Here is an 11,410-nt window from a genome sequence, read left to right as displayed (position 1 = left end):
GGTGGCCGGTTTTTACTCCGCCCGCGGCTGGACTATTCCGCCGCTACCGTGGCCGACTTTTCCACCGCCGCTCTCAGGCTTTGGGGTCAGCGGATCGGTCTTGAGATGGACACAAGCTGGCCGGACTGGGCGCGGCTGATGAACAAGGTGCTGGAACGTCAGACGGTGAAGCAGGCGCTCAGGCAGGAGGGCCTGGCTTGAGATGATGTCCATCACGGCCCATCAGGCGTGCGTTGCGGATGTCAGATGCTCGAACAGACTGCGCGCGGGCGCGGTCAGCTCCGCTTCGCTGCGAACACAAACGGACAGTTCGCGCGTCGCCCAGCCGTCGTGAAGCCGAGCCATTGCAATACGCGCGGATCGCCTCAAGCGCCGCGCTGCCGTTTCCGGTACGATGCCGACGCCGACGCCCTCGCTGGCCATTCGGCAGATACTTTCGAAACTGCGAAGCGCCACGCGCAACTTCAACTTCGTCCCAAACTGGGCAGCCTGCATCTCAAGGTGCTGTTGCAAAGCTCCGTCCGCCAAGGCGATGAAAGGATGATCGAGCAGATCGGCGAAGCGAAGCTGGGGCTTTTTCGCAAGATCATGGTCCAGCGCGAAGACGGCTACCAGCCGGTCGATGGCGAAAGGGTGCGATATGAGGTCGGCGATCTCGGCGGCGCTGGACAAGATACCGATTTCGGCAAAGCCCGCGGCAACGCTGCGCGCGACCTCAGAGCTTTGCCTTTCTTTCAGTTCGATGTCGATCTGTTGATGAGCTGCCATCCAGGGCGCGAGCCGTTCGGGAAGAAACTCCGTAACCGCCGCTGTATTGGCGAAGATGCGGACGCTCGCGCGCATTCGCTTCGCGTAGCGGGATATTTCTCCGCGCATCTGCGCCATCTGATGCAGGATCGTGCGCGCATGGTGGGCGAGCGCCTCGCCGGCTTCGGTCGGACTGATGCCCCGCCGGCCGCGCTGGAGCAGCAGGACCTCGCCGGCGGCTTCCATGTCGCGCAGCCGCTCGCTGGCAGCCGGCAGCGACATCCCCGCTTCGGCCGCGCCATGGGTGATGCTACCGGCATCGACGACGGCCAGAAAAAGGCGCAGATCAATCAGGTCGAAACGCATGCTGACCGTATAGTCTCATATCTGCCTTCGGTATAGCCGAAGTCACGCATCGGTCCTTCCGAATTGCGCGAAGACGTCCGCCCGATATTCATGGGCAATGTTTGATCTTTCCACACCGTTACTCGCCGCAGTCGTTGCCACCTTCTTCGCGGCCGGCCTCGTCAAGGGCGTCACCGGCATGGGGTTGCCTACCGTGGCGATGGGCGTACTTGGTGCCCTTGTCTCTCCGCTGGCGGCCGCAAGCCTGCTGATCGTGCCGTCCTTTGTCACCAATGTCTGGCAGCTCCTGGCCGGCCCGAACTTCGGTCCGCTCCTGAGGAGGCTCTGGCCGATGATGCTGGCTGTCGTCGCGGGAACCGTGCTCGGATCGATATGGATCGCCGGCGGCGACACGAAGCTTACGACAGCGTTTCTCGGCATCGCGCTCGTCGTCTATGCGGCCTATACATTGTTCGCGCGCCAGATCAGCGTCCCGCGCCGTTCCGAGCCGTGGCTGTCACCGCTGATCGGCGCGATCACAGGAACAGTGACGGGAGGAACCGGCGTTTTCGTCATCCCGGCAGTTCCTTATCTCCAGGCGCTTGGTCTGTCGAAGGACGAACTCGTGCAGGCTCTCGGCCTCTCGTTTACCGTGTCGACGATCGCGCTCGCCATCGGACTTGGCGCGCATGGAGCATTCCAGGCCGACCGTCTCTGGCTATCGGCGCTCGCAGTCTTGCCGGCGCTGGCAGGCATGTGGGCGGGGCAGCGCGTTCGCAACCGGATCAGCCCGCTCGCCTTTCGCCGCGGCTTCCTGATTTGCCTGCTGCTGCTCGGCTGCGAAATGGCTACGCGGTCTCTGCTATGATTTGAGGTCTTGTGGGCAAGCAAGTTAACCAAGGTGAGAAGCGATTGTTTTCTCTAACCTCGGCGAACCGGAACGCGGTCGGCACTCGATCTTCTGCGAAAAGCTCATAGAGCAGAGCACAAATAGCTGTTAGATCAAGTTACATTGGATTCCGGCGAGCACGAATCGGGAGGGCGGGAACGATGCATTTAAGGAAGCTTGCTGTCCGCAACTTTCGACGGCTGCAAGATGTTGTGATCGACCTCGCGTCTGATATTTCCATCTTTGTCGGCGCTAACAATAGTGGCAAGACGTCCGTTGGCCACGCACTCCAGCTCTTCACAGGCCATGGCCGTTTCAACATCCATGATTTCAGCGCGGATTTATGGCCGGGGATCGTTGCATTCGGTGCGGGCGACGACAGTCTTGCGTTGCCGACCATGGAAGTCGATATTTGGCTGGAAATCGGGGCGGAGGATGTTCATCGCGCCATTGACCTGCTGCCTAGTCTCGCTTGGGACAGCACACTCGTCGGGATGCGTGTCGCCTATGCGCCTATAGACCCTGACGCGACACGTGTCCGTTTCAATGAGGCCCGCGAGCGCGCGCTCGCTGCAGTCGAGAAAGACGCGAACGGCGCCCCGGTGTTTGACCCGGCGCCACGACACCTTCGTGATTATCTGCGCGATACTCTGCATGATGAGTATGAGCTGCGCCACTTTGTGCTTGATCCGGCGCGGTTCGACACCGACATGGTCGCCGAGGACGGCTACGTACCCTCGTCGCTTGCGGGTCGGGATCGCAGCGGCCGCGAAATTCTCAACAGCATCCTGCGTATCGATTTCCTGGACGCCCAGCGTCACCTGTCCGACAGCGCTGGAGGAGGTCGGGCCGAAGACCTGTCGCGAGTCCTCAGCCGCTTCTACGGGCGCAATCTTGAGCAGAAGGGTGACGACCTCGAGGCGCTTCGCGCATTGGCTCAATCGGAGATCGCGCTCAACCAGCATCTGGAGAGAGTGTTTGAGCCGACCTTGAAGAGCTTATCAAAGCTTGGATATCCTGGACTCTCCAACCCTCGCATGATGATCCGCTCCGCGCTCGATCCGGCACAGATCATGAGCAGCCGTGATGCGGCCTTGGTCCACTATGCGCTCGGCCCAGACGACGGTGCGGCCGATCCCCCGACATTGCCTGACCGCTACAACGGGTTAGGGTTCAAGAACCTCATCTTTATGGTCGTTGAACTGCTCGACCTCCATGCGCAATGGCTGGCTATCGAAGAAAACCGTCCGCCGGTCCATCTGATCTTCATCGAGGAACCAGAGGCGCATCTGCACGCGCAGCTCCAGCAAGCTTTCATTCGCAAGGTGATGGACATCCTCGCGCTCAAGGGTGTCGACCGGACCGCTTACACAAGCCAGGTCGTCGTCACCACGCATTCGACCCATATCCTCTACGAGCGGGGCTTTCGGCCGATCCGCTATTTTCGGCGTTCGCGCGCGAACGCCAAGTCGACGTCCGACGTGCTCAACCTTTCTGCATTCTACGACAGCACCGCCCCGGACATTCGCACCTTCCTTGAGCGCTACCTCAAGCTCGCGCATTGCGATCTGTTCTTCGCGGACGCTGCCGTGCTCGTTGAGGGCAATGTCGAACGGCTATTGCTGCCGCAAATGATCGAGACTGCTGCTCCGCGACTGCAATCGACATATCTCACCATTCTAGAGATTGGTGGCGCTTTCGGCTACCGCTTCAAGGCGCTGATCGAATTTCTCGGCCTCACCACCCTCATAATAACCGACCTTGACAGTGTGTTCGGTCCAGCAGCCTTGGCCGAAGGCGAAGACGCCGTCGTAGGCCAAGCTGGTGGGCCCGCGGACCAGAGTGAGGCTGCCGCACAGGAGGAGCCCGATCTCGACGCCGCTGACGAGGATGATGAAGGCGAAGAGGCGGCGCCGGCGGCGGGCGGCAAGCCGGGCAAGGCCTGCATTGCCGGGCATCCAGGCGCGGCGACCTCCAATCAGACGTTGCTGCAATGGCTGCCTAAATGCGGGACCGTCGAGGCGCTCTGGGCTGCGACGGCCGACGACAAGACTCAGGCTCGTGTGAATGACGATGACGCGCTTGTTCGGGTTGCCTATCAATGCCGCACTGACGTCAGTTGGGGCCACGATACGGCCGCGCTCGCAGGACGAACGCTTGAGGAGGCTTTCGCGCTTGAGAACCTCGAGTGGTGCCAGCACAAGGATCGCCGGCTGCTTCAGTTGAGGATCGCGAAGAACGACGAAAAAACGTTGGCTGAGCTCGTCAGCCGTGTCCACAAGCGCGTGCAGGCGAAGAGTTTTAGCAAGACCGACTTTGCTCTGGCGTTGCTCGCCGAGGATCCGACCAAGTGGACTGTGCCGGAGTATATCGCAGAAGGGCTACGTTGGCTGGAGGGTGAAATCGCTCCACCCGATCCGGAACCTGATGACGGGGACGAGAGCGAAGACGAAGGCAGCGATGGTTGGGCTGACGGCGAGCACGGCGACACTGGCGCTGAAGACGCCGTCCACCTCGCCGTCTCCACCGCTGGCAACGGTTTTGCCGCATGACCAGTCGCATCGGCAGCCCGGACACACCCGCTGACGTCGAGGTTCGTGCCTGTCTTGATGGAAAAGTTCCCCGTTCCTTCGTGATGGTCGCAGGGGCCGGCTCCGGCAAAACAACCTCGCTGATCAAGGCCCTCGACCATCTCGCTCGAACCCGTGGCCCTTCTCTGCGTCGCGCCGGGCAGCAGATCGCCTGCATCACCTATACAGAAGTCGCCGTCGGCGAGATTTCTGAGGATGTCGGCGTCTCGCCGCTATTCCACATCTCCACGATCCATAGCTTCCTGTGGTCGGTGATCCGACCGTTCCAAAGCGACATAGCAACCTGGGTTGGCGTCAGGATCGAGGAGAAGATCGCCGAGCGGCGAGCGCATCACGAAAAGCCCCGCACGCAGGCACGAACCAAGGCGCGGTTAGAGATCGAGATCGCCGAACTCGAGGCTCAGTTGGGCGCGATTGCGTCGGTGGATAGATTCACCTACGGCACTGGCAGCAGCTATGCCGAAGGTATTCTGGGTCATGATGACGTCCTCAAACTGACGCCCTATTGTGTGGGCGCGCATCCGCTGTTGCGCAGAGTGATCGCCAGCCGTTTCCCATTTATCTTTGTCGACGAAAGCCAGGACACCAACCCGGAAGTTGTCGAGGCATTGCGCTCGATCGCAGCCGAGCAGCCTAGTTTGTGTGTCGGCTTTTTCGGCGATCCGATGCAGAAGATCTATATGAGCGGCAGCGGCGCTGTTCCGCTTGACGAAGGCTGGGCAAACATCAGCAAGCCGGAGAATTTTCGTTGCCCGACGTCAGTTCTCGCGGTCGTCAACGCCATCCGCGCCGGCGGCGACGGTCTCGTCCAGACACGTGGACGCCGGATCAAGGTCGGCGAAGTAGAACAGCCCGTGGTTGGCACGGCCAACCTGTTCGTTCTGCCGGCCGACCATCAGCGAAGCGCTCGCCTCGCCGCGGTCCGTGCATGGCTCGCAGCGCATACCGAAGACGAGCTTTGGCTGAGCGATGTCTCCGAGGGCGATGTCAGGCTGCTGGTCTTGGTTCACCGGATGGCCGCCGTCCGGCTCGGCTTTCCGAGCCTCTACTCTGCGCTCAACGATCACGCCCCGACCAGCTTTGCCGAAGGAATCGCTGACGGCTCCGCCTGGCCGCTTCGACCTATAGCGCAGCAGATCCTGCCGATCGTCTCGGCAGTTCGGCAAGGCGACCGCTTTACGGTCATGTCGATCCTGCGTCTTGCCAGCCCCAAGCTCCAGCCCGATCGCCTGCGTGGCCAGCCAGCGTCGGCTGTGCTGACAGGACTGCAGCAGGCGGTCGATCACCTCGTAGCGATGCTTGCTGACGGTTCGCAAGCGACAGTCGGCGCGGTGATGCGGCACGTCCAGGATACGGAACTGCTTCGACTGGATGACCGCTTCGGACCGCATCTCGTTGACGAGCCGGTGGACGACGGGAGCAGCGGCTTCGCAAATGTTCAGGCTTTGCTCGGCTGTAGCGTCAACGAGCTCTGGGCGTACCGCCGCTACTTCACCGAGGAGTCGCCGTTCGCGACGCACCACGGTGTGAAGGGAGCGCAGTTCGAGCGGGTCCTCGTCGTGGTGGATGACGAGGAGGCGGCGTTCCACCAATACTCTTACGGGAAATACTTCGGCTACGTACAGCTTTCTGACAATGACCAAGCCCGGATTGAGGCTGGCGAAGAGACGGTCCTCGATCGCACGCGGCGTCTTTTCTACGTATGCTGCTCACGCGCCATGACGGATCTTGCCGTGGTGCTCTTCGTGCCGGACGTGCCGACGGCGCTCGCCGCAATCGCAGAAAAAGGGTTGTTCCCGGGCACCTCGGTTTGGGGCGTTGAGGCGCTCGCCTGATCAACGGGAGCGAACGGCACCATCGTGGTATCCGTTTCGGTGTCATGCGAAACAGCGACTGCCTTAGGCCGAAGGCTTCAAGAGGTGAACGCGGGGATATCCCAACCGGGAGGATCATAGATCTTCGAACGCTTGATCTGGCCCGAGAAGCCCGTCGCTTTCGCGATTGCCGCCCTGTCAGCCTTCCAGCCCCGTCGATCCCGGTTCGGATCGGCCATGATCTGCGTGATCATATCGTGAGGATCGACTGGATAACGATAAAGACCGCGGGTATCGCAGTTGCCCGCATCGCCGAAGTGGAGCAAGCGTATTTCGGCCTCGTGCTTGAAGGCGCGGCGCTTGAGAAGAAGCGATCGGGCGAGCCCTCGTGCCGAGATTTCCAGGCGTCCGTTGTTGGCCAGATATGCCTTCAGGGCCGGCTCGGTTTCATAGCTGACGGCGCCTACAAAACAGCTGTCTTGAGGCATGCGAGGGTGAGCTGCGGCAAGCGATGTCAGCAGTTTGCGTGGCGTCGAACGGATACGAAGATACCTCTTGCTCGGATCGTTCGCATAAATTCCCCACATCGCCTCCGAGAGGCTGTGCCGCGTCCAGCACTGGCCGACGAAATCATCCTTGAAACCGTAATCGAACCGTTCTCCATCCAACGTTCCGCCAAGGTTGAGCTGGAAATTCTCAAACTTGTCCTTCCAATTGCTGATCTTGCTCAGGACGTTCTGCCTGTCGCTGAAAAGCGTGAAAACGTACTCCTGCGGCATGATGCGATAGATGTGTTGATCGAGTTCCTTGTCGTCCAGATTCAGGAAATTCATTCTTGTCGTTCCCCCATTATGACACTCGTAGTTCGAACACGCTATTTGGCCTGACGCGCCGCTTCGTCTCGTCGCCGTTGAACGATGCTTTCCATCAAACGCGGCTGCGGCGTCCTGCCGAAGCGGTTCTGAATGAAGCGCGCCTGATTCTGATCGATGCCGTAGACGAACCGCGATGCGCCTTCGACGACCTGCCGATTGCATTCCTTCACGAGAGCGATCTGGTTTGTGCGCAGGACTCCGTCGAGAAGGCCGCGATCATGGGAGGCGATGAAGAGAAGCCGCGGGCCAATCGGCAGCGCGATATGGTCACCCTCCTGATCGAGGCCATTCGTCCTGATTATCGGGCGGTCCGAGGTCAGGAATGCGGGGGCGGCTGGCGGTGATTGCAGCACGCGCCAGTCCATTTCGTTGATTTTGCCGCCAACGCTGTCGTGGTCTACCAGGGAATAGAAGACCTGGAACTGATGGCGTTCCTTGATGCCTAGCGGTTGGCCGGCGAGGAACTCGGCAAAGGTCGCTGGATCTTCAGCGCCGCGCGCCGCCTGATAGCGCGCTTCAGCGTCAGCGTCGGTGCGGCTAAAATCCTCGTGCCACCATTCCCTGAAAGCCTCGATATCCTCGGGGCAACGCAGCAGCAGCGACAGGAGAAACCTCGTCCACGCCGAGCGGCTATGGCTGTCCCAGGGCGCCTGGTGGCCGTGTCGTTCGAGCATGGTGAGCGCGTTGGACGCCCAGGTATCGAGCGGCTTGAAAAACTTTTCTTCAACCTGCTGTGCAAGGCTCGGCTCAAAGCCCTTCAGTTCATACAGGCGCTCCTGATACCCGGTGCGATCAGGCATGATCTTTCTCGCAACGATTTCATGACGCGGTTTGGTGAACTCCGTGACCTTGCCGTCGGCAGCCGCCCATCTTTTCAAGTAAAACGCTGGAATATAGTGATGCTTCGTTGGAGGGTTTGACGTCATTTACTGTATTAAGCCGATTTCGTGATATTCCCTCAAACGATAACAAGTACAGAATGTAATTTCACCGGAAATTCCTACCTTTCACCGTTATCAGGCCGATGTGGGCGTGACCGTCCGACAAGGTTCGGCCCCCGAACGGGCTCGGCGGCAGGACGAGCGGACCTGGCGTCGAAGTACCGTGATGAAGCTCGTCCCCGCATCCGCTAAATGCTGGCTCGGGCGTCAGCGAGTGATGCTGCTATCGCGGCCATCGAGCGGAAAAGGACGAGCGGATCATCCCGCGTGGGAAGGAAACCACGCCGTTGCCAGAACTGCGCGGCTACATTGTCCACGGCGTTGACCATCAGCGCTCGCCCGCCGACCAGACTTGCGGCCTGAACGCAACGCTGAAGCGCATGCTTCACCAAGCCCGTGCCAACGCCGCGTCCCGACCATTCCGTATCGGCGGCAAGCTGGCCGAGAAGAAGGCAGGGGACCGGATCAGGCGGCTGACCAGTGCGGATCGAGCGCGGCAGCACTCCCGGGACAACGGCGGTCGGCGCAAGACCGTAGTAGCCAACGACACGTCCGGCCTCGTGAACGACGAGAACTGCCGTGAAGCCCTTCTGCTGATTGGAGAGAGCGCGTGTCTTCAGCCAGTGATCAAGCGTCGGGTTCCCACAGGAGAACTCGGACACGTCATGCGTGGCGGTGAGCGGTTCGGGAGCCGATAGCGCCACGATTTACCGCTTCGCCTCATAACCGGCTTCCCAGGGTGCCGGCCGCCTGGCCAGTTCGACCATTTCCGGAACCGGAGCTGCCGGGGCGGAGAGAACCTCCATGAACCCGGCGAACCCTTCCGGGCTCATACGGATCAAGCTTTGCTCCATGACGACTTCTTCGGCCGCACGCACCGCAGCGTCACGCACGAAGTCGGTGCGCGAGCGCCCACGCAGCGTTGCCGCACGATCGATCATTGCGACATCCGCTTCCGGCAGTCGCATCGAGATCGGATATTCCTTGCGGTCGGCATTGGCGACCATAACTTTTCTCCTTAGCCGCACGATAAGAGATTGTATCGTAAAACGCAATACGCTACGATGGCGTTTATGTTGAGCGATCTGAAAAATGCCATCTCGGTACGACCGGTGGTCCGTTCGGAGACAAAAGCGAACAGGTTATTTCGCTATGCCAGAGCGCGCGGGCACACGCCGCGCCACGCCTGCATACGCCGGAACACGGCAATAGTCGCCAAACATTCTATCGTGTTTTCAGTTGCTTATACTTCATATCCGGCAAACTCTACCGGGTATGAGCGTACGATCAACCCATACTCCGCCGAAAATGAAAAGAAGCGAGCGCGAAGAGCTGCTCGAATCTCTTCTGCTCCACGAGCCGGAACTTACCTTTACTCCTCGTGGCGAGCCCGATCCACGGCTCTTGCGCTTGGTGGCATTTCTGGCGCGGCAAGCTGCTCGGGAATGCTACGCGGAGGAAGTGAAGGCGACGAGGCGACGGGGGAAGCGCGCCTCTTGATGCACCGAGGAGACGCGCATTGAAAGTTGCGATCTACGCCCGCTATTCGTCCGACAGTCAACGTGACGCGTCCATCGCCGACCAGTTTCGGATGTGCCGCCTTCATGCCGAGAAGCAGGGTTGGACCATTGTCGAGGAATACTCTGACCACGCCATTTCCGGCTCCAGCATGATCCAGCGCGCTGGCATCCAGGCGCTGATCATGGATTCCAGCCGCGGTCGTTTCGACCTGATCATGGCCGAGGCGCTGGATCGGATCAGCCGGGATCAGGAAGACATCGCCGGCATCTACAAGCGCATGCGCTATGCCGACGTGAAGATGCTCACCCTGTCTGAGGGCGAGATCAGCGAGTTGCATGTCGGGCTCAAGGGTACGATGAACGCGCTCTTCCTGAAGGATCTGGCCGACAAGACCCGACGCGGGCAGCGTGGCCGTGTTGAGGCGGGAAAATCGGGTGGAGGCAATTCCTACGGCTACGACGTGGTGAAGAGGTTCGACGCCAACGGCGAACCGATCCGCGGCGACCGCACGATCAACGAGGCTCAAGCCGAAGTCGTCCGCCGCATCTTCCACGACTATGCCGCCGGCAAGTCGGCCAAGACCATAGCCTTCGCGTTGAACAAGGCGGGTATCGCCGCCCCGTCCGGCGGAGAATGGGGCTTCAGCACTATCAACGGCAACCCCAAGCGCGGGAACGGCATCCTCAACAACGAGATGTATGTCGGCAAGATCGTCTGGAACCGTCAGCGCTTCGTGAAGGACCCCGATACAGGCAAGCGCCAGGCTCGCCCCAATCCCGAATCCGAATGGGTCGTTCAGGAGGCACCGGAGCTGCGCATCCTTGACGACGATCTCTGGAATGCCGTGAAGGCGCGGCAGGGCGAAAACCGGACCGAGCGGGACGAGGCCGGTGTCGCCGACATCCGCAAGATGAACTATCGCCGCCGACCCAGGTATCTCTTCTCCGGTCTCACGCGTTGCGCTTGCTGCGGGGGCGGTTACTCGGCGATCTCAGCCACGCTGATTGGTTGCTCGACGGCACGCAACAAGGGAACCTGCGACAACCGCGTCAACATTCGGCGCGAGGAACTCGAAGCGCGGGTACTGAACGCCCTCCGCACCCGCCTTGTTGATCCCGAACTGTTCGCCCGGTTCTGCGAGGTGTTCACCCAGGAAATGAACCGGCTGCGCATGGAAGGCCGCGCGGGGATCGCTGCGGCCGAGGCGGAGGTGGCCAGGATCGACCGGGAGCTCGATACACTGCTCAACCTGATCCTCAAGGGCGGCGCGGCGGATGCCATCAACGCGAAGATGGTCCTGCTGGAAGCCCGGAAGAAGGAACTGGCGCTGTTCCTGGCCGAGGCCGAAGAGCCGCCGCCGCTTCTCCATCCCGCCATGGCGCTGCAATACCGCAACCGCGTCCAGCAACTCTACGAAGCCTTGCAGGATGAAGAGGAAGAGAAGCGGATCGAGGCAGCGGACATCCTGCGCTCTCTCGTGGACAGGATCGTGCTGACCCCCGTCGAAGGCAAGGTGGAGATCGACGTTCAGGGCGATCTCGCTGGAATCCTTATGATTTCCGCTCAAAAGAAAAACCCCGCCTGGGGGCGGGGTGGATCGCAAGTAAAGATGGTTGCGGGGGCAGGATTTGAACCTGCGGCCTTCAGGTTATGAGCCTGACGAGCTACCGGGCTGCTCCACCCCGCG

10 protein-coding genes and 1 tRNA gene are annotated in these 11,410 nt (G+C 60.8%); 5 read left to right on the top strand and 6 right to left on the bottom strand.

Features of this window, described 5'->3' with window-relative positions:
• A partial coding sequence (locus AKG11_RS35250; protein WP_197284056.1) for a glutathione S-transferase family protein occupies window positions 1-201 on the top strand: 201 nt, incomplete at its 5' end.
• A gap of 21 nt (window positions 202-222) precedes the next feature.
• Here the strand turns inward: AKG11_RS35250 and AKG11_RS32040 are convergent.
• Window positions 223-1,113: a LysR family transcriptional regulator gene (locus AKG11_RS32040; protein WP_050746926.1), complete on the bottom strand. Its 891-nt coding sequence runs from the start codon at window positions 1,111-1,113 to the stop codon at window positions 223-225.
• Between the two features lie 97 nt (window positions 1,114-1,210).
• Between AKG11_RS32040 and AKG11_RS32035 the strand changes: the two genes are divergently transcribed.
• The 3 genes from AKG11_RS32035 (at window position 1,211) to AKG11_RS32025 (ending at window position 6,407) form a co-directional block, all read left to right on the top strand.
• Window positions 1,211-1,960, top strand: coding sequence for a sulfite exporter TauE/SafE family protein (locus AKG11_RS32035; RefSeq protein WP_050746925.1), 750 nt, complete (start codon window positions 1,211-1,213; stop codon window positions 1,958-1,960).
• Window positions 1,961-2,142: 182 nt separating this feature from the next.
• Window positions 2,143-4,533 carry an AAA family ATPase gene (locus AKG11_RS32030; RefSeq protein ID WP_082342914.1) on the top strand — a complete coding sequence of 797 codons (2,391 nt, stop codon included), beginning with the start codon at window positions 2,143-2,145 and terminating at the stop codon, window positions 4,531-4,533.
• Window positions 4,530-6,407 carry a UvrD-helicase domain-containing protein gene (locus AKG11_RS32025; protein ID WP_050746924.1) on the top strand — a complete coding sequence of 626 codons (1,878 nt, stop codon included), beginning with the start codon at window positions 4,530-4,532 and terminating at the stop codon, window positions 6,405-6,407. The genes AKG11_RS32030 and AKG11_RS32025 overlap by 4 nt, the downstream gene beginning before the upstream one ends.
• Window positions 6,408-6,484: 77 nt before the next feature.
• On the opposite strand, the gene AKG11_RS32020 is transcribed toward AKG11_RS32025, so the two are convergent.
• The 4 genes from AKG11_RS32020 to AKG11_RS32005 all read right to left on the bottom strand — a co-directional run bounded on the left by AKG11_RS32020 (window position 6,485) and on the right by AKG11_RS32005 (window position 9,209).
• The gene (locus tag AKG11_RS32020; RefSeq protein WP_050746923.1) at window positions 6,485-7,219 is read right to left on the bottom strand and encodes a hypothetical protein; all 735 of its coding nucleotides are present in this window, start codon (window positions 7,217-7,219) and stop codon (window positions 6,485-6,487) included.
• Window positions 7,220-7,260: 41 nt separating this feature from the next.
• Entirely contained in the window at window positions 7,261-8,187 is a 927-nt protein-coding gene (locus tag AKG11_RS32015; protein WP_050746922.1) for a DUF4238 domain-containing protein, read from the bottom strand.
• A 203-nt stretch (window positions 8,188-8,390) separates the two neighbouring features.
• Window positions 8,391-8,906: a GNAT family N-acetyltransferase gene (locus AKG11_RS34080; protein WP_082342913.1), complete on the bottom strand. Its 516-nt coding sequence runs from the start codon at window positions 8,904-8,906 to the stop codon at window positions 8,391-8,393.
• A 3-nt stretch (window positions 8,907-8,909) separates the two neighbouring features.
• A complete protein-coding gene (locus AKG11_RS32005; protein ID WP_050746920.1) occupies window positions 8,910-9,209 on the bottom strand; it encodes a type II toxin-antitoxin system TacA family antitoxin in 300 nt (99 codons plus the stop codon).
• Between the two features lie 512 nt (window positions 9,210-9,721).
• On the opposite strand from AKG11_RS32005, the gene AKG11_RS34070 reads away from it, so the two are divergent.
• The gene (locus tag AKG11_RS34070) at window positions 9,722-11,377 is read left to right on the top strand and encodes a recombinase family protein (protein WP_082342915.1); all 1,656 of its coding nucleotides are present in this window, start codon (window positions 9,722-9,724) and stop codon (window positions 11,375-11,377) included.
• Here AKG11_RS34070 and AKG11_RS31990 read toward each other — a convergent pair.
• A tRNA-Met gene (locus AKG11_RS31990) sits at window positions 11,334-11,410 on the bottom strand. The two genes, AKG11_RS34070 and AKG11_RS31990, sit on opposite strands and share 44 nt — an antisense overlap.

The organism is Shinella sp. SUS2 (assembly GCF_001262505.1).
GTDB lineage: Bacteria > Pseudomonadota > Alphaproteobacteria > Rhizobiales > Rhizobiaceae > Shinella.
The sequence above is the reverse complement of the archived record's forward strand: the minus strand, read 5'-3'. Positions and strand labels throughout refer to the sequence as shown.

Coding starts and splice junctions, on each gene's coding strand:
- AKG11_RS32025 (WP_050746924.1), top strand. CDS start 4,530: ATGACCAGTCGCATCGGCAGCCCGGACACACCCGCTGACGTCGAGGTT.
- AKG11_RS32030 (WP_082342914.1), top strand. CDS start 2,143: ATGCATTTAAGGAAGCTTGCTGTCCGCAACTTTCGACGGCTGCAAGAT.
- AKG11_RS32035 (WP_050746925.1), top strand. CDS start 1,211: ATGTTTGATCTTTCCACACCGTTACTCGCCGCAGTCGTTGCCACCTTC.
- AKG11_RS32020 (WP_050746923.1), bottom strand. CDS start 7,219: ATGAATTTCCTGAATCTGGACGACAAGGAACTCGATCAACACATCTAT.
- AKG11_RS32005 (WP_050746920.1), bottom strand. CDS start 9,209: ATGGTCGCCAATGCCGACCGCAAGGAATATCCGATCTCGATGCGACTG.
- AKG11_RS32040 (WP_050746926.1), bottom strand. CDS start 1,113: ATGCGTTTCGACCTGATTGATCTGCGCCTTTTTCTGGCCGTCGTCGAT.
- AKG11_RS32015 (WP_050746922.1), bottom strand. CDS start 8,187: ATGACGTCAAACCCTCCAACGAAGCATCACTATATTCCAGCGTTTTAC.